Origin of the sequence: Streptomyces sp. NPDC091289, from assembly GCF_044757365.1 — a bacterium.
GTDB lineage: Bacteria > Actinomycetota > Actinomycetes > Streptomycetales > Streptomycetaceae > Streptomyces.
This window is the reverse complement of the sequence record NZ_JBIVUT010000023.1, coordinates 19,025-40,362: the sequence shown is the minus strand read 5'-3', so window position 1 is coordinate 40,362 and position 21,338 is coordinate 19,025. Positions and strand designations below refer to the sequence as shown.

The window sequence follows — 21,338 nt, the reverse complement described above, 5'->3', positions numbered from 1 at the left end:
TCTTTCGCCGTGTGATGGAGTTGCGAAGACCGCATGGTTCGGAGTAATCCGATCGATGCCAGGTGGCTAGCATGAGTGTCCTCGTTGGGTGAAGTCGCCGAGGTTTCGGGGGGTTTCACGAGTGACCACAGGGGAATTCATGACGTTCGATGCGGAATGGTCAGCGCTTCGTGCTGAATCGACCCAAAGGGTTGATATGCGCCTCAATGGCATCCCTGCCGAACCAGGAAGCCCGAAGGGCCCGTCCCAGGCTGACCTTGCCGTCAACGATGACGACCTGGGCGCGATCGGGCATGACGCGTACGAGCTGCGCACGCGGCTGTCGAAGGACGGCGATCATGCCCGGCCCGCGACCTTCGACGCGGCCATCGCGCTCACCAACGGCAACTTCGAGAGCGGATCCGGTCTGCTGAAGGTCCACGACCGCTGGCAGACGCACCTCAAGACGCTTCTCGACGCCTGCGCGCAGATCTCGAACCACCTCAACTACTCCACGGCATCTCACCACAAGGACGACGTCCAGATCGTCGGCGATCTGCTCAGTGTGTCGAAGCTCAACGAGTATCTGAAGTAAGTAATGGGAGAGTCGGCGTGCTGAAGTACGAGGACATCATCGACGCACCGCTCGGCAAGCTGAAGGAGGCTGCCGACGACTGGTCGGAGATGGTCACCAAGTTGCAACGCCTGGCCGAGCTGGCCAATGACGGTATGAAGGTCAAGGCGGTCAAGGCCGAGTGGGAGGGCGCGAACGCCGGCGTCACCAAAGGGTTCATCGGCAAGACTGCCAAGGAGTTCAAGGACGCGGTAGCCGAGGCCAAAGGTGTCAAGCTCGTTCTGGAAGACGCTCACACGGCCTTCAAGAAGGCCAAGGGCGACCTGGTGAACATCCGCGACGTCGAAGGGCGCGAGGCGGGCATCCATGTGGACGCCAAGGGCAAGGTCACGCCGCGGAGGCCGCTGGAGGAAGACGTGGCTGCGCGGCACGATCCCGACTACCCCGAGGCGCTGCGCAAGCAGAAGGAAGCCGTCGAGAGCTGGCAGAAGAAGATCGACCTGATCGTCGACAACTGCAACGACACTGACGTCGCCTTCAAGAACGCGCTCGAGGCCAACGTCACCGAAGGCAAGGATTTCAGCAGTCCGAAGTACAAGAACCTGGACCAGGAGGAAGCCACCCGTGCCGCCGACCTCGCGCGCAAGGGGCGTGACCTCACGCACGCCCAACTCCTGGCACTCAACGAGCTGTTGCGTGACAATGCCAAGTCGCCGGAGTTCGCCAAGGGCTTCTACGAGAAGCTCGGCCCGGAGAACTCGCTCGCCTTCTTCGGGCAGCTTGCCACGGATACGCACGAGGGTATGAAGGTTGACGAGGTGCGGCTCAAGGACGTCCAGGCGCTCCAGAAGAACCTGGGCCTCAATCTGGCCACCGCCTCCCACGACAAGGCGTTCTCCGCGGAGTGGGGTCCGGAGCTCCGAAAAATGGGCACGGAACGCATCCCGCTGGCCAAGTACGACAACAGCGGGCCGTACGGGTACCAGCTGCTCGGCGGCATCATGCGGTACGGGAACTACGACCCCAAGTTCCTCAACCCCATTGCCGAGCATGTGGTCCAGTTGAGGCAGAAGGACCACGATTTCTTCTACGGATCGAAGGGCTTGCCCGGCGGGCCGGAGAATCCGTTGAACCCCTCAGGTGTCAACGGCTCCGGCTACGACCCGGTGAACAGCATGATGGAAGCCTTGGGGCACAGCCCGGAGGCCGCGAAACACTTCTTCTCCGCCGAACCCACCGCGTACAACGAGGACGGCACCCCGAAGAAGAGTGACGCTGATCTCGGAGAGAGCAAGGACGGGCAGAAGATCACCAGTTACCTGGACTTCTTCCAGAACGAAGATTACGACCCGTTCTACGACATCACAGGTCACGATCGTGACGACATGAAAAGGTCCATGGAGTATATGCCTGATTCGCTCGGGAAGGCCCTGGAGGCGGCGACTACTGGGCACGCCTGGGACGACCCCTCGCCCACGCTTAAGCGCGACGACGTGACGGCGGGCATCATGAAGAACGTGATCGATAGTTATGGCTCGGATTCGGGACTGCTGAGTCGGCATGAAGCGCTGAAGGACAACTTGGGGCGTATGGGGGCCGCGTACATCGACGACCTCAACTATTCCACGTATAACTTCGGGTCGGCGGGTGACGAACTCGGGCGTGACGAGCTGTTCGCGAACAGCAGCGATGGTTCCGAGCGGACCGACTTCGGCGAAACTGCGACGCGTCGGTTCATGGGTGTGGTGGCAGCCGACGAAGATGGCTGGCGGACGTTGTCGTCGGCGCAGCAGGTGTACGAGGCAAGTGGAATGAAGGCATTCGGAGCCGAGCGCCAGGAACTCGGATTGCACTTCGGATACGGCGGGGCAAAGGTGCATGGAATCATCGACGAGGCGCGCATCGAGGGCATCCATCAGCAGTTCAAGGGAGAAGAAGAAGGGAAGATACTGGAGATGGAGAAGGAAGCCGAGTGGAGGAAATTCGGCGTCAGTTCCGGCGTAGGTGCTGTGGTGGGGGTCGGCACTGCAGTGGTCCTGGGTCCCGCTGCGGGAGTCGTGGCCGCTACAACAGTTCCCCTTGTCATGGATACCGCAACCGCGGCAATTGACACCGGATATGCCGGTGAGACGATGGATTACCTGAAGCAGCGCGAGTACGACAATAATGACGAAGCGCTGACCGGGATTGACAAGTTCAAGGCTGAGGGGGAGCGCGGAGCTGTTACGCCCCTGCTCAACTATGCGGACGAGATCGGGCTGTCGGCTGACGAGAAGCGGAAGCTTGGCTTGGATATCGAGACCTATTATGGGAACGGTAAGACCGCGGTCAGTGATCAAGGGCGGGTCAAGTGATGCTGCACCGCTACGGGGTCCGGATGACGGCCATTGCGGGTCTGGCCATCGGCGGTCTTCTCTCGGGGTGTTCCGGGGGCGAGGACCGTGCGGGATCACCGGAACTGGATTGGTGTAAGTCCTTGCTCGGCGCCGAAAATGTGGAGGCGGCCGTCAAGGCGGCGGGAGGAAGCGACGTTGAGGTGAGCGGGACGCCTCGGGCCGATGTGCTGGCGGATCGTCTCGTACGGGAGGCGAAGCGGTGGCAGGAGTCGGATCTGCTGCATACCCGCTACACCGGTTGTCGAATGGACACGTTCGAGGGGGACCGGATCAGCGGCACCGTCGATGCGACGGTGAAGTGGTCCGTCCTCTCACTGGGGATGATGGAGGGCCCTGAGATCAGTCGGACGTGGCGTCAGGTGAACGCATCGGTATACGTGGCACTGGAACATGCCCGGGCGCGAACGCAGTTGATCGCGGTATGCGCGGTACCTGGAGCCATTGCCTCCCAGCCGTCCGATCTTCCGCTCCAGTTCGAGGTGGTGGGGGAGAGCCTTGGAACGGAGCTCCGGTGGGAGTTGCTGAGGGCGTTCGCCCAATCGGTTACAGAAAAGATGGGGTGCGCGAAGCCTCCCGTCATTCCCACAGCACTTCCCTCATCCACGTGAGTGGGATTTCCGGCCGGGGCTGCGTCGGTCTTGTCGGCACGGTCATCACGGCATCGGCGCGGTTCCAGGGGCGGCAGCGGAGGCCACCGTCGTGGAGGCCGCGCGGGCGCTGAGGGAGCGCCTCGCGTTTGCCGTCGTCGGTGACGGGGACATCTGCCGTGTCTACGGGATGAGCGCAGCACCGTGGGACTACATCGAGGTCACCTGCGAGCTGACCGGCGGCCCACCGAAGGGCGACCCTGCCTCGAAGTTCACGGTGCTTCGGATGGGGGAGCGTGCCCTGGCCGCTGTGGACGCCGGCGTTGTCCAGTTCGCCTGCCGGAGCGAGGAGTTGCCCGGCTCCCTGCCGGCTCACATTGACATCGGCGTGGAGCGCTGGTCGCCCACGGAGCCCGAGGGCGATTCGGAGAAGTTGAAGGACGCCTACGCGACAGTGGCCCATTCCGTTGCCCTGGCCATGGCGAAGGAACTGCGCTGCGAGGGCGACGGAGGGCTGGAGGCCCGGCCGGTACTCGACCCCGCGTGACGCGCGACGGGGCGGTGGGGCGGCGGGGGCGGGGGCGGGGGCCGGTACCGTAGCCGTTGACCAGGGGGAGGTGCCGGTGTGATTTCCGAGCCGGAGTTGGTGGGGGAGGACGTGCCGGGCGCGCTCCCGGAGGTGGTGAGCGGGTTCGAGCGGGATCCCGTGACCGGGCGGCGCCGGCGGCAAGGGCTGCTCTGGGGTGTGGCCGGAGCGCTGGTGGCGTCGGCGGTGTGGGCTACGGCGGTGTTCGCGTACGGGATCGGTGGCGACCGGAAGCCGGATCTGCACGGCTACCGCGTGGAGTCCGACTCCTGCGCCGCGGTGGAGCTGAAGGCCCTCGCAGAGGTGGTGGCAGCGACGGACCCTGAGCCGGCGACGACCGAACTGGACGGGATCGAGCATCCTGCCCTCCATCGCATCAGGTGCACCGTCACCTTTACCCCGCAGGACGCCGCGGACGCGGCGCAGGACGGCGAGGCAGGGGAGGGCTGGACGACGGGCTACGAGGCGTCCGTCACGGCCGAGCTGCACAAGGAGACCGACCCGCGCCCCGAATTCGAGGCGAGCAGCACGCTGACGGAGATCGATGGCGTGACGGTGACGCAGGTGGAGCAGGTGCCGGACCTCGGGGACCTGGCTCACCTGCTGGTCATGGACGACAACACCATGCACCTGAAGGTCGTGGAGGGCGGTGCCGTCGTGACGCTCACTCTGTCCTCCTGGATGGGCTACAACGGGGACGAGGGCGCGGAGGAGACGCCGGACGCGCCGCCGGATCCCGAGCTGCTCGCGTACCGGGCTGACCTGGTCACCGATATGCGCGATGTGATGAAGGCGCTGAAGGCGGACTGAGTGCCGGTCGTCGGCCGGTCGCCGTACGTGCGGAAGTGGCCGCCCCCTGGTATATCGGGGGCGCCCACTTCCGTGCTGTGGAGACCGTGACCGGAATCGAACCGGTGTAACTCGAGTTGCAGTCGAGCCCCTGAGCCTCTCGGGCACACGGTCGGGGTGTGGTGCTCTGCTTCTTCCTATTCTTCGCTGTGTTTCTTTGCTGTCCATGACGCTACGGGTCCCCGGTCGCCGCCTCAAGGGATGCGGCCGGGCCGCAATGCGACTGCCATACGCCGTTCACACCCGGGGCTCCGGACCTACGACCAAGGGCCGAGCCCGGGACCGTACATCGACAGGGTTCAAACCGCACCACGCCCCTTACGCTGAGGCCATGACCGCCCTCGAACCGCGTGACGGCACCGATGCCGCGCGCCTTGCGCCGACCGCGACCGACGCCCCCTCCCCGGACCCCCTGTCCGACCTTCCCCTCGCGGCCGTCGAAGGGGTCCTCGGGCGCACCTACCGGGCGCTGAGCATCGGCATCGTCTCCGTGGTGTTCCTCATCGCGTTCGAGGCCACGGCGGTCGGCACGGCCATGCCGGTGGCGGCACGCGAGCTGAACGGGATCCCGCTCTACGCGTTCGCCTTCTCCGCGTACTTCACCACCAGCCTCTTCGCCATGGTCCTCTCCGGGCAGTGGGCCGACCGGCGCGGGCCGCTCCAGCCGCTCGCCACCGGGATCACCGCGTTCGGGGCCGGCCTGCTGCTCTCCGGGGCGGCCTCCAGTATGTGGATCTTCATCGCCGGGCGGGCGGTCCAGGGGCTCGGTGGCGGGCTGGTGATCGTCGCCCTGTACGTGGTCATCGGGCGGGCCTACCCCGAGCGCATCCGGCCCGCGATCCTGGCGGCCTTCGCCGCGAGCTGGGTGATCCCCTCCGTCGTCGGGCCGCTCGCCTCCGGGACGGTGACCGAGCATCTCGGCTGGCGTTGGGTCTTCGTCGGTATACCTGTCCTTATCGTGGTTCCGCTTGCCCTGGCCCTCCCGGCCATCCGGCGGACCGCCTCCGGGCCCGCGGATCCGGCCGCCGCCACCGAGCCGTACGACCGCCGCCGGATCCGGCTGGCGCTGGGGATCTCGGCCGGGGCGGGGCTGCTCCAGTACGCGGGGCAGGAGCTGAACTGGCTCGCCCTCCTCCCGGCCGCCCTCGGCGTCGCCCTGCTGGTGCCCGCCGTCCGCGGACTGCTGCCCACCGGGACCGTACGGGCGGGGCGCGGGCTGCCCTCGGTCGTCCTGCTGCGCGGGGTCGCCGCCGGGTCGTTCATCGCCGCCGAGTCCTTCGTACCGCTGATGCTGGTCACCCAGCGCGGGCTGTCCCCGACGATGGCCGGGCTCTCGCTGGCCGTGGGCGGGGCGACCTGGGCGCTCGGTTCGTTCGTCCAGTCCCGGCCGCGCATGGAAGCCCACCGGGAGCGGCTGATGGTCAGCGGCATGATCCTCGTCGCCGCCTCGATCGCCGTCGCGCCCTCCGTACTGATCGAAGGGGTGCCGGTCTGGACCGTCGCCGTCGCCTGGGCCTTCGGCTGCTTCGGCATGGGCATGGTGATCGCCTCCACCAGCGTGCTGCTGCTGAAGCTGTCGGCCCCGGAGGAGGCGGGCTCCAACTCCGCCGCGCTCCAGATCTCCGACGGCCTCTCCAACGTACTGCTGCTGGCCATGGGCGGTGCCGCCTTCGCGGCCCTCGGCGGCAAGGCCCTGGGCGCGGCCGCGCACGGGGCGGTGGAGGCGGGGGCCTCCAGCTCGCACCCGGGCGCGTTCGCCGCCGTGTTCCTGCCGATGGCGGGGGTGGCGGTGGTGGGGGCCTGGGTGGCGACTCGGGTGCGGGAGCAGTAACGGTACTGCTTTGGCCCCATGGGTGGTACCTTTTTGGTATGGCTATGAACCTGCGTATACGCGAGGACCAGCAAGAGGCGCTGAAGCTCCGTGCCGAGCAGGAGGGCCGCAGCATGCACGCCATAGTGCTTCAGGCGATCGACCGCTATCTGGAGGTCGAGGCTGACCGGGAGTCGGTTCGCCGACTCGGTGCGAAGTACGCGGTGCGCCATGCCGATCTGCTGCGGAGGCTGGGGGAGTAGTGAAGTACCTGACGGCCCAGGAAGTCCTGGACCTGGCGGAGCTCGCCTGTGGGGGGCAGCAGGTCGCGGTGCGTGACCTGGGGCTGCTCAGCTCGGCGGTCCACCGGCCCCAGTCGCGGATGTTCGGTGTCGAGGCGTACGCCGACCTCTTCCAGAAGGCCGCCGGGCTGTTGCAGTCGCTGGCCGTGAACCGCCCTCTCGTCGATGGCAACAAGCGCATGGCGTGGATGTCCACGGTCGTCTTCCTGGACATCAACGGGACCGACATGGTCGAGGTCGACCAGGACGAGGCCTACAAACTCGTCACCGAGGTGGCCATGGGCAGCCTTGAGGATGTGGACCAGATCGCAGGGCGGCTGAGAGCGCTGCGTGACGCGATGTGAGCACGGTCTCGTCGGGCATCGGCGCGGCTCGTTCGTACCGGGTTTCAACCGGGCCCCCGGTAAGGTGGCCCGGTTGTCGTATCGCGGGCCGGGACGTACCGGCCCGGTCCGGTGCCGACAGCGATCCACGTACCCGAGAGCCCCGAACCGGAGACCGTGACTACTACCACCGCCTCCCACCACCTCTCACCCGCCTTTCCCGGCCGCGCCCCCTGGGGCACCGCCGGGAAGCTGCGAGCCTGGCAGCAGGGCGCCATGGAGAGGTACGTCCAGGAGCAGCCGCGCGACTTCCTCGCCGTCGCGACGCCCGGCGCCGGCAAGACCACGTTCGCGCTGACCCTCGCGTCGTGGCTGCTGCACCACCATGTCGTGCAGCAGATCACCGTCGTCGCCCCGACCGAGCACCTCAAGAAGCAGTGGGCGGAGGCGGCCGCGCGGATAGGGATCAAGCTCGATCCCGACTACAGCGCAGGACCGCTGAGCAAGGACTACCACGGGGTCGCCGTCACGTACGCCGGTGTCGGCGTCCGCCCGATGCTGCACCGCAACCGCTGCGAGCAGCGCAAGACGCTCGTGATCCTCGACGAGATCCACCACGCCGGTGACTCGAAGTCCTGGGGCGAGGCCTGCCAGGAGGCGTTCGACCCGGCGACCCGGCGGCTCGCGCTGACCGGTACGCCGTTCCGGTCGGACACCAACCCGATCCCCTTCGTCGCGTACGAGGAGGGCAACGACGGCATCCGCCGCTCCTCCGCCGACTACACCTACGGCTACGGCAACGCGCTCGCCGACGGCGTCGTCCGCCCGGTCATCTTCCTCAGCTACAGCGGCAACATGCGCTGGCGCACCAAGGCCGGCGACGAGATCGCCGCCCGGCTCGGCGAGCCGATGACCAAGGACGCCATCGGGCAGGCCTGGCGCACCGCGCTGGCGCCCACCGGCGAGTGGATCCCCAACGTGCTCTCCGCCGCCGACAAGCGGCTCACCGAGGTCCGCAAGGGCATCCCCGACGCGGGCGGCCTCGTCATCGCGACCGACCAGGACTCGGCACGCGCGTACGCCAAGATCCTCAAGAAGGTCACCGGCGAGACGCCGACCGTCGTCCTCTCCGACGAGAAGGCCGCCTCCAAGAAGATCGACAAGTTCAGTGCGGACGAGTCGCGCTGGATGGTCGCGGTCAGGATGGTGTCGGAAGGTGTCGACGTGCCGCGGCTCGCCGTCGGTGTGTACGCGACCACCATCTCCACCCCGCTCTTCTTCGCCCAGGCCGTCGGGCGCTTCGTGCGCTCGCGCAGGCGCGGCGAGACCGCTTCGGTCTTCGTACCGACGATCCCGATGCTCCTCGACTTCGCCAACGAGATGGAGGTCGAGCGCGACCACGTGCTCGACAAGCCGAAGAAGGGCAGCGACGAGGAGAACCCGTTCTCCGAGGAGGACAAGCTCCTCGCCGACGCGGAGAAGCTGGAGGACGAGGAGACCGAGGAGCAGCTGCCCTTCGAGGCGCTGGAGTCCGACGCCGTCTTCGACCGGGTGCTGTACGACGGCGCCGAGTTCGGCATGCAGGCCCACCCCGGTTCCGAGGAGGAACAGGACTACCTCGGCATCCCGGGGCTCCTGGAGCCGGACCAGGTCCAGCTGCTCCTCCAGAAGCGGCAGAGTCGGCAGATCGCGCACAGCCGCCAGAAGCCGGCCGAGGAGGCCGACCTCCTGGAGAAGCCCGCCGACGCCCGGCCCGTGGTCACCCACAAGCAGCTGCTGAGCCTGCGCAAGCAGCTCAACACGATGGTCTCCGCCTACACCCACCAGAGCGGCAAGCCCCACGGTGTCATCCACACCGAGCTCCGCCGGGTCTGCGGCGGTCCTCCGAGCGCCGAGGCGACGGCCCACCAGATCCAGCAGCGCATCGTGAAGGTTCAGGAGTGGGCCACCCGGATGACGTGATCCCGGGTGACGAGATCTCGGTAGCCCGGTAGCCCGGTGGCGTTCGGCTTCGGCGGCCCGTACGGAGGTGTCCTCTCCGTACGGGCCGACCGCTTTCCGGGCGGCTCGGCGACGTTTCCGGGGAGCGGTTCCGGGAAATTTCTCCGGTGGCCGTTCACACATCGTTAACGTTGGTTCACATCCGTGGACGGGTCGCCCCGGCCGCGTCGTGACACGTGAACGCGCGTAGATGTTCGCTTTCCGGACGCCGTCCCGCTGACCGGCCGTTATGTGCGGGCCGTGCCGTGGCTCCGTGTCCGGAGACCGGATTCTGGACGAGTACTTCCGCTGAGCGGACTGGATCGCTACTGTCCCCGCCATATGAACGCCCCGTGGCAACGCCGCCGCGGAGCGCAGCCGGTGCCTTGCCAGACCGGCGGCCTCTCCGTGCGTCGCCGCTGGGACCGGCGTCGCAACCGCCGGAGCAGGACCGTCGTCGCTCACCCCGAAGAGGAGAGGGCGTCGTGACAGCGGAGACTTCCCAGACGCTCGACCGAGGACTGCGTGTCCTCAAACTGCTCGCCGACACCGATCACGGCCTGACCGTCACCGAGTTGTCCAACAAACTCGGTGTCAACCGGACCGTCGTCTACCGACTGCTCGCCACCCTGGAGCAGCACGCCCTGGTCCGCCGTGACCTGGGCGGCCGCGCCCGCGTCGGCCTCGGTGTGCTGCGGCTCGGCCGACAGGTGCACCCGCTCGTCCGGGAAGCCGCGCTGCCCGCGCTGCGCTCCCTGGCCGAGGACATAGGGGCCACCGCCCACCTCACGCTCGTCGACGGCAGCGACGCCCTCGCGGTCGCCGTCGTCGAGCCCACCTGGACCGACTACCACGTCGCCTACCGGGCCGGCTTCCGCCACCCGCTGGACCGGGGCGCGGCGGGCCGGGCCATCCTGTCCGCCCGCCAGACGACGGAGTCCGGACACCCCGGCTACACCCTCACCCACGGCGAACTCGAAGCCGGGGCCAGCGGGGCGGCCGCCCCGCTGGTCGGGGTCTCGGGCGTGGAGGGCAGCGTCGGTGTCGTCATGCTCGCCGACGCCGTACCGGAACGGGTCGGGCCCCGCGTGCTCGACGCCGCCCGGGAAGTGGCCGACGCGCTGCGGTAGGCCGTACCGGGAAGGTTCCGGTGCGTGCCGCGGTAGGCCGTACCGGGAAGGTTCCGGTGCGTGCCGCAGCCGGTGCGTGCCGGGAAGGAGCCGATGCGTGCCGCGGGTAGGCGCGTACCGGCCGGGGAGTGCGCCCGGGCCCCCCGGGCCCGCCCTCGCGGAGGTGGCGAGGGCGGGAGAGCACGGCGTACGCCTGGCGCGTTCCCGGTCCGGCGCGCCGGTTAGATTGGGTGCGTGCTCTCTCGTCTCTCTCGTCTCTCTCGCCCCCGCGTCCTCGCCCTCTGCGCGCTGCCCGTCCTCGCCCTGTTCGGTACGGCGGCCCTCGCGCCGCTGCCGTTCACCCTGGCGCGGCCGGGGGTGACCGCGGACGTGCTCGGCAAGGACGACGGGCGGCCGGTGATCACCATCACCGGCGCCGAGACCCGGTCCACCGACGGGCAGCTGCGGATGACGACGATCCTGGCCACCGGGCCGAAGGCGGACGTCCGGATCGGCGATGTGGTCGACGGCTGGTTCCGTGACGACCGTGCGGTCATGCCGCGCGATTCCGTCTACCCCACCGGCGGCTCCGAGAAGGAGATCGAGAAGCACAACCTCGACGACATGAAGGAGTCGCAGAACGTCGCCGTCGACGCCGCGCTGAACTACCTGGACCGCGAGGCCGGTTCGATGCGGGTCGAGGTGGACCTCGGTGACATCGGCGGCCCGAGCGCCGGGCTCTTCCTCTCCCTCGGCATCATCGACAAGCTCGACGGCAACGGTTCCGGCGGCGGTCTCACCGGCGGCCGCACCATCGCCGGTACGGGAACGATCAGCGCGGACGGCAAGGTCGGCGCGGTCGGCGGGGTGTCGATGAAGACCCAGGCCGCCCACCGCGACGGGGCGACCGTCTTCCTCGTCCCGAAGGCCGAGTGCGCTCAGGCCGAGGCCGAGCGGCCCGACGGGCTGCGGATCGTGCCCGTCTCCACGCTGAAGGACGCGGTCGGCTCGCTCAAGGCCCTGGAGACGGGCGGGAAGGTGCCGAGCTGCTGACCTGCGGCGGTACGGAGGACGGATTCCCCGTGTCCCCAGTGTCCCCAGTGTTCGCAGCGGTCCCAGCGGTCCCAGCGGTCCCAGCCTTCTCAGTGTTCTGGGACCCCCCGGACTCCTCCGTCTCCGCCTCCGGCGCGTCGTCCAGCGTCCGCCATGCCGGGAACACCAGCGGGCTCAGCGTGGCCAGGAAGTAGACCCCGCCCATCAGCAGCAGTGCCCCCGTCGCCCCCGCGGCCTCCACCAGCAGCCCGGCCGCCAGCCCGCCCAGCGGCATCGCGAACTCGCAGCCCGCCGTCAGCGCTCCCGACACCCGGCTGCGCAGCCGGTCCGGCACGCGCTCGTAGATCACGGTTGTCAGGATCGGGTTCAGCACGCCGCCCGCGATCCCGCTCAGCAGCATCGTCACCGCGAGCGGAAGCGTCGTCCCGGTCACCGCGGCGACCAGGAACCTCGGCGCACCGCACAGGATCACGCACACCGTGAACACCGCACGCCGCGAGAAGCGGTGCCCCACCGCCCCGTACAGCAGGGCCCCCACCAGACCGCCCGCCCCGAACATCGCGGTGAGCAGCCCGATGGCGGTCGCGCCGCCCAGTTCGGCCTCGGCGTGCACGGGGAGCAGCACCGCGTTCCAGCCCTGGTCGGTGCCGTTCATGAACATCACCATGATCACGACCGACAGCAGCAGCGGGTTTCCCAGCAAGTGGGCGTATCCCTCGCGGAGTTCGGAGCCGTAGGCGCGCAGCGAGACCGGGGCCTCGGCCTTCCGCGGTTCGGCCGCGCGCACTCCCCGTACCCCCACGGCGACCAGCAGGGCGGACAGCCCGAACGTCGCCGCGTCCAGCAGCAGGACCGTCTCCGCGCCGACGAAGGCGATGAGGACCCCGGCGAGTGCCGCGCCGAGCATCCGGGCCCCGCGTGATACCGCGTCGAAGAGGCTGGCGGCCCGGGCGAGCGTGGTGCCGGCGTGCTCGGCCAGGTCCGGGATCAGGACGTAGCGCGCGGTGTTGCCCGGGGTGTGGGCGAACCCGTTGAGCGCCATCAGCGCGCACAGCATCCAGAAGTCGAGGGCGCCGGCGGCGTGCAGCAGCGGGATCGCGGCGATGGCCGACGCGCACACGGCGTCGGACGCGATGGCGACCCGGCGGCGGCCGATCCGGTCGATGACCGGTCCGCCGATCAGGGCGGCGACGACGATCGGCAGGGTCGCGCAGAACGCGACGAACCCGGCCCGGCCCGCGCTGCCGGTGGTCTCCAGGACGAACCAGGGGACGCCGATCAGGGTCAGTGAAGTGCCTGCTGTGGAGATGGAGTTGGCGGCGAGCGTGGCGGCGAGCGGGGTGCGGTGCCCCATGGTTCTGTCTCCCCCGAGATGGTCGTAGGGCCGTTACGCGGTACGGAAGGCGGTGGCGCGGGGCGCGTTCACGGTCGTGCTCGCTTCCCGGCTCTGGGTCGTCAGGCGCAGGCCCACCTCGACCAGGGTCCAGCCGACCCGGGTGCGCAGGCTGGTACGGGGGAGGCGGAACGCCGTTGCCTCGCCGTGGAGTTCGGTGGCGCGGGCGGTGTGCAGGAGGTGGTGGACGTCGGCGTGCATAAGACGATTCCCTTCGGGTGGCGGGCTGTTGGCGGCGGTGCGACGCTCATTCGGAGGTGCGCGGGAAGGTGTGCAGGTGGGTCCGTACGACGGCCGAGCCCTCGGCGTCGTCGGGGACGCGGCCCCGATAGCTCTCCACGAGCTCCTGGGCCTTCCGGGCCAGCTCCAGAGCCAGCTCCGGGGTGAGGCGGATCGTGAAGTCGCTCAGGTCCCAACTGCGCTGCCACTCCTGCGACCAGTCGTCCATCGTGCCCAGCCAGGTGTTCAGCTCCTGGGCGTGGCTCGTGGCCGTCTCGTGGAGGAGGAAGTCGATGGCTCCGCGCACTTCCGGGTCGGCGTGCGTCCGGAATTCGGAGCTCTCGACGGTCGAGCCGTCGTGGGCTGCCCGCCACCAGCGTTCGCGACCCTTGCCCAGCTCCGGGGCGTCCTCGACCATGCCGGACTCGGCCAACTGGCGCAGGTGGTAGCTGGTCGCGCCGCTGGACTCGCCCAGTCGCTCGCCGAGCTTGGAGGCGGTGGCGGGGCCGAAATCGCGCAGCGCTTTCAGCAGTCGCAGCCGGAGGGGGTGCGCGATGGCCCGCAAGGTGCGGGCGTCGACGTTGTGGATCTTCCGGTCGGTGCCGTCGTAGCGGTGGGGGCGGACGTCCTCGTTCTCTGCCATGACTCGAAGGTAGAGATGCAAAGAGTGCTTTGCAAGCCTTTTTTGCAATGAACTGTTTGCAACGGTTCTTTGTGACTCACCCCTCCTCGATGAACCCCTCCGCCACCAGCCACTCCTTCGCCACCTCGTGCGGGTCCTCGCCGTCCACGTCCACCTTGGCGTTCAGCGTCTGCGCGACCTCGGTCGTCAGCTTCTTCGCGAGCGGGTCCAGCAGCTCCGCGATCACCGGGTACTTCTCGAAGGTGGCCTCATGGATGACGGGGGAGGCGTTGTAGTTGGGGAAGAAGTTCTTGTTGTCCTCCAGGACGTCCAGGTTCATCGCCTTGATCCGCCCGTCGGTGGTGAACACCTCTCCCAGCAGGCAGGAGTTGGACTCGGAGACCTGGGTGTAGATGATTCCGGCATCCATCTTCTGGATGTTGCCCGCCGGGATCTTCATCCCGTACTTCTTCTCCATGCCGGGCAGCCCGTCGTCGCGCGAGGCGAACTCGTTCTCCACGCAGATCGTCACCGCGCCCGGGTCCTTCTTCGCGAGGGCCGCCACGTCCGAGAGGGTCTTGAGCTTGTACCTGGCGTTGTTCTTCTTGCTGATGGCCAGCGCGTACGTGTTGTCGAGCGGGGCCGGCGGCAGCCAGACCACCCCGTTGCCCCGGTCCTCGTCCCGTACCGCCTCGTACTGCTTCCTCGGGTCGACGATCGGGTCCGCGTGGCCCAGGAAGGTGATCCAGCCGGTGCCGGTGTAGTCCCACTGCGCGTCGGCGTCGCCGTTGATGATGGCCTCGCGCGCACTGATCGAACCCGGCAGGTTCGTCCGGTCCAGGACCTCCGCCCCGGCCGCCTTGAAGACGAGGCCGGTCATCTGGCCCAGGATGATGTTCTCGCTGAAGTTCTTCGAGGTCACCGTCAGCGTCGCGCCCTTGAGCGGCTCGCCCTGCCCGACCGACCCCGGCGACACGTCGTCCACCATCGGCGAACCGCTCTTCAGCCCGCAGCCGCCCACCAGCAGCATCAAGGACGCGGCCGCCAGCACCCGGATGCCGTACGCCGTCCTCCTCATCGTTCCTCCAGCCCGCGCGGCGTCAGCGCCAGTTCGGCCAGCGACGCCAGCCAGTCCACCAGCAGCGCCAGCACCACCGTCAGCACCGAGCCGATGATCAGCACCGGCATCCGCTGCGTCTGGATCCCCGAGGTGATCAGGTCGCCGAGGCCGCCGCCCCCGCCGAACGTCGCCAGCGTCGCCGTGCCGACGTTCAGGACCAGGGCCGTACGCACGCCCGCCAGGATCAGCGGCACCGCGAGCGGCAGCTCCACCTTCATCAGGACGCCCCGGCCGGACATCCCCATCCCGCGCGCCGCCTCGATCATGTTCGGCTCGATCGCCCGCAGACCCGCCACCGTGTTGGAGAGCACCGGCAGCACCGCGTAGATCACGATGCCGATGATCGCGGTCCGGGGGCCGATGCCCAGCCAGATCACCAGCAGCGCCAGCAGACCGATCGCCGGGGTCGCCTGCCCGATGTTGGCCAGCGCCGTGAACGCCGGGGCCGCCTTGCGCAGCCGCCGCCGGGTCAGCGCGATGCCGAGCGGGATCGCGATGATCAGCACCCAGAACGTGGAGATCGCCGTCAGCCGCACATGCTGCCACCAGCGCAGCTGCACATTGCCGCCGGAGAGCGAGTTCTCCGCGATCGAGTCCAGGTGGATGTTGGTGATCCATACGTAGGTGACGACCAGGATCACCGCGAGGACCGCCGGCAGGACCACCAGCTTCCGCCAGGTGAACCGGCGTTCCGGGGTGGCCGGGGCGGGGGAGGGGTCGCTCTCCTCGTCGTGGAAGGCGTGGCCCTTGACGTCGTGCTCGCCCGGCGGGCGGGTGGGGGTGGCCGGGCCCTTGCCGGAGCCGGACGGGTGGCTGGGGCTCATACTCCGCCGCCACCCCCCTCCAGCTCCTGTTCCGTCTGCCGGCCGCGCTGCTCCTCCAGCTCGTGCTGGTGCTCCATCGCGGTCAGCCGGTCGGCCTCCAGCAGCTCCTGCACGTTGTCCATCAGCGTCTTCATGTCGACGACCCCGATGAACTCGCCGCGCCGCCCGGTCACCGCGACCCGGCCGCCGCTGTCGGTCAGCACCGCCTCCAGCGCGTCGTGCAGCGTGGCGTCCCGGGTCACCGTGTCGTGCACCAGCTGCCCGGCCCGCGCCAGGGAACCGCGCGCCCGCATCAGGTCGCCGCGCCGCAGCCACTTGTACGGGCGGTTCCTGCGGTCCAGCATCAGCAGCTCGTTGTGCGGGCCGTTGCGCAGCTTGTTGAAGATCGTCTGGAGCGGGTCCTCGACCGTGACCGTCGGGAAGTCCGCGATGCCCACATCCCGTACGCGGGTCAGGTTGAGGCGCTTGAGGGCCGCGCCCGCGCCGACGAAACCGGAGACGAAGTCGTCCGTCGGGTTGGTGAGGATCGCCTCCGGGGTGTCGAACTGCGCGATGTGCGAGCGCTCCCGCAGCACCGCGATCCGGTCGCCCAGCTTGATCGCCTCGTCGAAGTCGTGGGTGACGAACACGATCGTCTTGTGCAGCTCGTGCTGGAGCCGGATCAGCTCGTCCTGGAGGTGGTCGCGGGTGATCGGGTCGACCGCCCCGAACGGCTCGTCCATCAGCAGTACGGGAGGGTCGGCGGCCAGCGCCCGCGCCACGCCCACGCGCTGCTGCTGCCCGCCGGAGAGCTGGCGCGGATAGCGGCCGTGGAACTCGCGCGGGTCCAGGCCCACCAGGTCGAGCATCTCCTCCACCCGGTCCTTCACCCGGGACTTGGACCAGCCGACCATCTTCGGGACCAGGGCGATGTTGTCCGCGACCGTCATGTGCGGGAAGAGGCCGGAGGACTGGATCGCGTACCCGATCTTGCGGCGCAGCTTCACCGGGTCGATGTCGGTGACGTCCTCGTCGCCGATCCTGATCCGGCCCGAGGTGGGCTCGATCAGCCGGTTGATCATCTTCAGCGTGGTGGACTTCCCGCAGCCGGACGGGCCGACGAAGATCACCGTCTCGCCCGCCCGGATCTCCATCGAGACGTTCTCCACCGCAGGGTTGGGGTTGCCCGGGTAGCTCTTGGTGAGGTTCTCCAGCTGGATCGTGGCCCCCGAGGTGGCCGCGGCCCCCTCCTCCGCAGCGACAGCACCGGTCTCGGTCTCGGTCTCAGGCACGGATCCCCCTCGGGATGGTCAGCCGTCCCAGCAGGACGTACGCGGCGTCGAAGAGCAGGGCGAGGACGACGATGCCGAGCGTGCCCGCGAGGACCTGGTTGATCGCGTTGGCGCTGCCCAGCGAGGCGATGCCCCTGAAGATCTCGTTGCCGAGGCCGGGCCCGGAGGCGTATGCGGCGATCGCGGCGATCCCCATCAGCATCTGGGTGGAGACCCGGATCCCGGTCAGGATCGGCGGCCAGGCGAGCGGCAGCTCCACCCGGCACAGCCGCGCCAGCCGCGACATCCCGATGCCCGTCGCCGCGTCGACCAGCGACGGATCGACGCCCCGCAGCCCCACGATGGAGTTCCGGACGATCGGCAGCAGCCCGTACAGCGTCAGCGTGATCACGGTCGGTGCGACGCCCAGGCCGACCAGCGGGATCAGCAGACCGATCGCGGCGAGGGACGGAATGGTGAGGATCGTCGCCGTGGAGGTGATGGCCAGCGAGCCGCCCCAGCCGCTGCGGTAGCTCACCACCCCGATGACCACGCCCAGCACGGTGGCGATGACCATGCACTGGAAGACCGCGCTGACGTGCTGGAACGCGTCCGTGAGGAGCTGCTGGTGGCGGGTGTTCAGATACTCCCAGAAGCTCACACGCACTCCTTCGGCTCGGCCGGCCTCCCGGGCCCTTCGCTCAGTCGGTGTCCTCGGCCGCCTGTTCCACCAGCGGGATGATCCGCAGCGGAACCGGGTTCTCCATGACGATCGCCGTGGAGGCCCGGACAATGCCATCAAATCCGACAACCCGGTCGATCACCCGCTGAAGATCGGCGTTGGAACGGGCGACGAGCCGGCACTGCATGTCGCCGTGCCCGGTGGTGGTGTGCAGCTCCAGCACTTCCGGTACGCCGCCCAAGTGGGCCCGTACGTCGGCCCCTTGGCCCTGCTTGATCTCCAGCGTGGCGAACGCGGTGACCGGATAGCCGAGCGCCGCCGGGTCCACGTCCGGGCCGAACCCCCGGATGACGCCATTCGACTGAAGGCGGTCCAGCCGCGCCTGCACGGTCCCGCGCGCCACCCCGAGCCGCCGCGATGCTTCGAGGACGCCGATCCGCGGTTCGCGCGCCAGGAGCACGATGAGCCGCCCGTCCAGATGATCGATCGCCATGAGCAGGCCTTCCGTAGGCATCCTGTACAGATAGTGCGGCCATCATGGCGATTCGCTGGTCACATTGACCAGCGAATGCGCGAACTATTGCGCACCTTGCGATGTGGGGAGAACCTTCGAATATGACTGAGACCCTGCACACCAGCCCCGAAACCGCCCGGCAGGCCGACCCCTTCCCGGTCAAGGGAATGGACGCGGTCGTCTTCGCCGTGGGCAACGCCAAGCAGGCCGCGCACTACTACTCGACCGCCTTCGGCATGAAGCTCGTGGCCTACTCCGGACCGGAGAACGGCAGCCGCGAGACCGCGAGTTACGTCCTGACCAACGGCGCGGCCCGCTTCGTGTTCACCTCCGTGATCAAACCGTCCACCGAGTGGGGCACCTTCCTCTCCGACCACGTCGCCGCGCACGGCGACGGCGTCGTCGACCTCGCCATCGAGGTCCCGGACGCCCGGGCCGCGTACGCGTACGCCGTCGAGCACGGCGCCCGCGGCATCACCGAGCCGCACGAGGTCAAGGACGAGCACGGCACCGTGGTCCTCGCCGCCATCGCCACGTACGGCAAGACCCGCCACACCCTGGTGGAGCGCTCCGGCTACGAGGGCCCCTACCTCCCCGGCTTCGAGTCCGCCTCCCCGATCGTCGAGCCGCCCGCCAAGCGCACCTTCCAGGCGATCGACCACTGCGTCGGCAACGTCGAGCTCGGCCGGATGAACGAGTGGGTCGGCTTCTACAACCAGGTCATGGGCTTCACCAACATGAAGGAGTTCGTGGGCGACGACATCGCCACCGAGTACTCCGCCCTGATGTCGAAGGTCGTCGCCGACGGCACGCTCAAGGTCAAGTTCCCGATCAACGAGCCGGCCATCGCGAAGAAGAAGTCGCAGATCGACGAGTACCTGGAGTTCTACGGCGGCGCCGGCGTCCAGCACATCGCGCTCGCCACGAACGACATCGTCGCCACGGTCCGCACGATGCGCGCCGCCGGCGTCCAGTTCCTGAACACCCCCGACTCGTACTACGACACGCTCGGCGAGTGGGCCGGCGAGACCCGCGTGCCGGTCGAGACCCTGCGCGAGCTGAAGATCCTCGTCGACCGCGACGAGGACGGCTACCTGCTGCAGATCTTCACCAAGCCGGTCCAGGACCGGCCGACCGTCTTCTTCGAGATGATCGAGCGCCACGGCTCCATGGGCTTCGGCAAGGGCAACTTCAAGGCCCTGTTCGAGGCGATCGAGCGCGAGCAGGAGAAGCGCGGCAACCTCTGACCTGCGTCGCTCTTCCGCACAGAAGGCCGCCGCTCTTCCGCACAGAAGGCCGCCGCGGCCCGGAGCAGTACTCCGGACCGCGGCGGCGTTCACCGTTACGGCACCCGCTTCACGGGCTCTTCGAGGCGTCCGCCTCCGCCGGCTTCTCGGCCGCCGGGCTGCTCGCCGCGGGCTTCGACGGGGACGGGGACGGAGCCGCGGCCGACTTCGAGGGAGCCGGGGCCGGAGCCTCGGGCTTCGTCTCCGGCCCGGCCTCCTTCTTCGGCTCCTTCTTCGGCTCTGGCTTCGGCTCGGGGGCCGGCGGCGGGGGCGGAGGCGGCTGCATGTCGCCCGGCCCGCCCGGCGGCAGCTCGCCCAGCGCGTCCAACGCCTCCTGGGCCAGCGGCGCGGCCAGCGGTGAGAAGGCCGGGTTGGTGCGCACGGCCTCCTCCAGATGGCGGCGGGCCGGACCGTAGTCCTCCAGCTCCCGCTGGATCACGCCCAGGTGGTACGCGTACGAGGCATTCCGTACGCCCGTGTCGACGGCCCGCTCCGCGTACTCCAGGCCCTCCCGCGACTTGCCCGCCCGGTGCAGCGCCCAGCCCAGCGCGTCCGCCACCGCCGCACCTCGGTGCTGCTTCGCCCACTGCCCGCGCAGCAGCTCCACCGCCGTGTCCGGGTCCCCGTGGTCGGCCTCGAAGCGGGCCAGCACCAGGGACTCGTCGACCCCGTCCTTCTTCGCCGCGGCCACCATCTCCCGCAGCTTCGCGTACTGGGTGCGGGCGTCCCCGTCCAGCCCCAGCGACGCGTACAGCTCGCCCAGTTCCAGCGCGTACTCCGGGCGCGGGAGCTTCTCCAGCGCGCTCTGGTACGCGGCCAGCGCCTCATCCGTGCGGTCCAGCGCCACCAGGGCCCGGGCCCGGCCCGCCAGCGAGGCGAGCTGACCGGCGTCCGTGCGCAGCGCCGCGTCGAACTGCGCCACCGCCTCCTCCGGTTCGCCCCGCTCCCAGGCCAGCTCGCCGAGCCGGTGCAGCGCCTCGGCCTTCTCGGCGGGCTGCGTCGCCCGGTCGGCCGCCTCCCGGGCGGTGGCCAGCGCGTCCTCGCGCCAGCCCTGGCCCCGGTAGAGGTCGGCGGTGCGGGCCAGCGCCGGGACGCCCTTGCGCAGCTCGCCGAACTTCTCCGTCGCCGCGGTCGCCGCCTTCTGATCGCCGAGCCCGGTGTACGCGTCGATGAGGACCGGATACACGCTCCAGGCCTTCGGCTGCTGCTTCTTCACCGTCTCGCCCCACCGCTTCGCCGCGAGGAAATCGTGCCGGGCGTTGGCCAGGGCCGCCAGACCCACCCACGCCTCCCCGTTCCCGCGCTCGCCCGGCTGTGCCTCCAGCGAACGCTTCAGGGCCTGTTCCGCGCGGGCGTAGTACGCCGTGTCCGCCGAACGCCGCGCCCACTCCACGTACGCCGTGCCGAGCGTCGCCAGGGACGGGGCGTCCTTCGGGTGGGACTCCACCCACTTCTGCCGGTCCCCGATCAGCGCGGTGAGGTCCGACAGCGAGGCGGGGGAGCCCGCGGTCGTCGCCGCCTCGGCCCGCTCGACCGGACCGGGCTCCTTCGGCCCGTCGCCCTCCCCGTCGTCCACCGCCACCAGCGCCCCGGCCAGCAGCACCCCGGCCGCCACCGCGCCGACCGCGGCCCGGCGCAACGTCGTCCGCAGGGTGGGCGGCGGCGGAGGTACGGCGGTGGCGCCTTCGGCGGGCAGCGCGTATGGGTCCTGCAGGTTCAGCGGGTCCTGCGGATTCTGCGGGGACGGCTCGGGCGGCCGGCGGGATTCCGGATCCTGCTGGGGCATGACATCCATGGCCATCACTGTGCGTCAGTCATACGAGCACACCGCGCCTTGGGATCGTTGCCGCCCACGGGTTCACACCTTTGGCCCCGGGTGT

General features: G+C 69.2%; 21 protein-coding genes and 1 tRNA gene. 12 read left to right on the top strand and 10 right to left on the bottom strand.

Annotated features, from left to right (window positions below):
* Positions 1 to 139: 139 nt before the first annotated feature.
* The 5 genes from ACIQPT_RS28160 to ACIQPT_RS28140 all read left to right on the top strand — a co-directional run bounded on the left by ACIQPT_RS28160 (position 140) and on the right by ACIQPT_RS28140 (position 4,932).
* Positions 140 to 574: a hypothetical protein gene (locus ACIQPT_RS28160; RefSeq protein WP_401159792.1), complete on the top strand. Its 435-nt coding sequence runs from the start codon at positions 140 to 142 to the stop codon at positions 572 to 574.
* 17 nt (positions 575 to 591) lie between these two features.
* Positions 592 to 2,907 carry a hypothetical protein gene (locus tag ACIQPT_RS28155; protein ID WP_401159790.1) on the top strand — a complete coding sequence of 772 codons (2,316 nt, stop codon included), beginning with the start codon at positions 592 to 594 and terminating at the stop codon, positions 2,905 to 2,907.
* 23 nt (positions 2,908 to 2,930) lie between these two features.
* On the top strand, positions 2,931 to 3,557 hold the full coding sequence (locus ACIQPT_RS28150) for a hypothetical protein (protein WP_401159789.1): 627 nt from the start codon (positions 2,931 to 2,933) through the stop codon (positions 3,555 to 3,557).
* Positions 3,558 to 3,648: 91 nt separating this feature from the next.
* Complete coding sequence (locus tag ACIQPT_RS28145; protein WP_401159787.1) at positions 3,649 to 4,083, top strand: hypothetical protein; 435 nt, start codon at positions 3,649 to 3,651, stop codon at positions 4,081 to 4,083.
* Between the two features lie 78 nt (positions 4,084 to 4,161).
* Positions 4,162 to 4,932 (top strand): hypothetical protein, encoded by a 771-nt coding sequence (locus ACIQPT_RS28140; protein WP_401159786.1) that lies wholly within the window; start codon positions 4,162 to 4,164, stop codon positions 4,930 to 4,932.
* Positions 4,933 to 5,010: 78 nt separating this feature from the next.
* Here ACIQPT_RS28140 and ACIQPT_RS28135 read toward each other — a convergent pair.
* Positions 5,011 to 5,085, bottom strand: a tRNA-Cys gene (locus ACIQPT_RS28135).
* Between the two features lie 217 nt (positions 5,086 to 5,302).
* Between ACIQPT_RS28135 and ACIQPT_RS28130 the strand changes: the two genes are divergently transcribed.
* From ACIQPT_RS28130 to ACIQPT_RS28105, 6 genes are all read left to right on the top strand, one after another.
* The gene (locus ACIQPT_RS28130) at positions 5,303 to 6,802 is read left to right on the top strand and encodes an MFS transporter (protein ID WP_401159785.1); all 1,500 of its coding nucleotides are present in this window, start codon (positions 5,303 to 5,305) and stop codon (positions 6,800 to 6,802) included.
* A gap of 44 nt (positions 6,803 to 6,846) precedes the next feature.
* The gene (locus tag ACIQPT_RS28125) at positions 6,847 to 7,044 is read left to right on the top strand and encodes a ribbon-helix-helix protein, CopG family (RefSeq protein WP_032775118.1); all 198 of its coding nucleotides are present in this window, start codon (positions 6,847 to 6,849) and stop codon (positions 7,042 to 7,044) included.
* A complete protein-coding gene (locus ACIQPT_RS28120; protein ID WP_401159783.1) occupies positions 7,044 to 7,427 on the top strand; it encodes a type II toxin-antitoxin system death-on-curing family toxin in 384 nt (127 codons plus the stop codon). The genes ACIQPT_RS28125 and ACIQPT_RS28120 overlap by 1 nt, the downstream gene beginning before the upstream one ends.
* Before the next feature lie 156 nt (positions 7,428 to 7,583).
* A complete protein-coding gene (locus ACIQPT_RS28115) occupies positions 7,584 to 9,368 on the top strand; it encodes a DEAD/DEAH box helicase (RefSeq protein ID WP_401159781.1) in 1,785 nt (594 codons plus the stop codon).
* Between the two features lie 503 nt (positions 9,369 to 9,871).
* The gene (locus tag ACIQPT_RS28110; protein WP_164620270.1) at positions 9,872 to 10,516 is read left to right on the top strand and encodes a helix-turn-helix domain-containing protein; all 645 of its coding nucleotides are present in this window, start codon (positions 9,872 to 9,874) and stop codon (positions 10,514 to 10,516) included.
* Positions 10,517 to 10,750: 234 nt separating this feature from the next.
* The gene (locus tag ACIQPT_RS28105) at positions 10,751 to 11,548 is read left to right on the top strand and encodes a S16 family serine protease (RefSeq protein WP_401159779.1); all 798 of its coding nucleotides are present in this window, start codon (positions 10,751 to 10,753) and stop codon (positions 11,546 to 11,548) included.
* On the opposite strand, the gene ACIQPT_RS28100 is transcribed toward ACIQPT_RS28105, so the two are convergent.
* From ACIQPT_RS28100 to ACIQPT_RS28065, 8 genes are all read right to left on the bottom strand, one after another.
* Positions 11,508 to 12,902 (bottom strand): MFS transporter, encoded by a 1,395-nt coding sequence (locus ACIQPT_RS28100; RefSeq protein ID WP_401159777.1) that lies wholly within the window; start codon positions 12,900 to 12,902, stop codon positions 11,508 to 11,510. The two genes, ACIQPT_RS28105 and ACIQPT_RS28100, sit on opposite strands and share 41 nt — an antisense overlap.
* 33 nt (positions 12,903 to 12,935) lie before the next feature.
* Positions 12,936 to 13,142 carry a hypothetical protein gene (locus tag ACIQPT_RS28095; RefSeq protein ID WP_401159775.1) on the bottom strand — a complete coding sequence of 69 codons (207 nt, stop codon included), beginning with the start codon at positions 13,140 to 13,142 and terminating at the stop codon, positions 12,936 to 12,938.
* Between the two features lie 46 nt (positions 13,143 to 13,188).
* Positions 13,189 to 13,803: a helix-turn-helix domain-containing protein gene (locus ACIQPT_RS28090; RefSeq protein ID WP_401159774.1), complete on the bottom strand. Its 615-nt coding sequence runs from the start codon at positions 13,801 to 13,803 to the stop codon at positions 13,189 to 13,191.
* Between the two features lie 76 nt (positions 13,804 to 13,879).
* Positions 13,880 to 14,860 carry a glycine betaine ABC transporter substrate-binding protein gene (locus tag ACIQPT_RS28085; RefSeq protein WP_401159772.1) on the bottom strand — a complete coding sequence of 327 codons (981 nt, stop codon included), beginning with the start codon at positions 14,858 to 14,860 and terminating at the stop codon, positions 13,880 to 13,882.
* Positions 14,857 to 15,726: an ABC transporter permease gene (locus ACIQPT_RS28080; protein ID WP_401159770.1), complete on the bottom strand. Its 870-nt coding sequence runs from the start codon at positions 15,724 to 15,726 to the stop codon at positions 14,857 to 14,859. The genes ACIQPT_RS28085 and ACIQPT_RS28080 overlap by 4 nt, the downstream gene beginning before the upstream one ends.
* Positions 15,723 to 16,997 carry a betaine/proline/choline family ABC transporter ATP-binding protein gene (locus ACIQPT_RS28075; protein ID WP_401159768.1) on the bottom strand — a complete coding sequence of 425 codons (1,275 nt, stop codon included), beginning with the start codon at positions 16,995 to 16,997 and terminating at the stop codon, positions 15,723 to 15,725. The genes ACIQPT_RS28080 and ACIQPT_RS28075 overlap by 4 nt, the downstream gene beginning before the upstream one ends.
* Positions 16,990 to 17,637 (bottom strand): ABC transporter permease, encoded by a 648-nt coding sequence (locus ACIQPT_RS28070; RefSeq protein ID WP_030087600.1) that lies wholly within the window; start codon positions 17,635 to 17,637, stop codon positions 16,990 to 16,992. Before ACIQPT_RS28070 ends, ACIQPT_RS28075 begins: the two co-directional genes overlap by 8 nt.
* A gap of 40 nt (positions 17,638 to 17,677) precedes the next feature.
* Complete coding sequence (locus tag ACIQPT_RS28065; RefSeq protein WP_401159765.1) at positions 17,678 to 18,151, bottom strand: Lrp/AsnC family transcriptional regulator; 474 nt, start codon at positions 18,149 to 18,151, stop codon at positions 17,678 to 17,680.
* A gap of 122 nt (positions 18,152 to 18,273) precedes the next feature.
* Between ACIQPT_RS28065 and hppD the strand changes: the two genes are divergently transcribed.
* On the top strand, positions 18,274 to 19,419 hold the full coding sequence (gene hppD / locus ACIQPT_RS28060) for a 4-hydroxyphenylpyruvate dioxygenase (RefSeq protein WP_401159764.1): 1,146 nt from the start codon (positions 18,274 to 18,276) through the stop codon (positions 19,417 to 19,419).
* 109 nt (positions 19,420 to 19,528) lie between these two features.
* On the opposite strand, the gene ACIQPT_RS28055 is transcribed toward hppD, so the two are convergent.
* Positions 19,529 to 21,253 (bottom strand): tetratricopeptide repeat protein, encoded by a 1,725-nt coding sequence (locus ACIQPT_RS28055; protein ID WP_401159762.1) that lies wholly within the window; start codon positions 21,251 to 21,253, stop codon positions 19,529 to 19,531.
* Between the last annotated feature and the right edge of the window lie 85 nt (positions 21,254 to 21,338).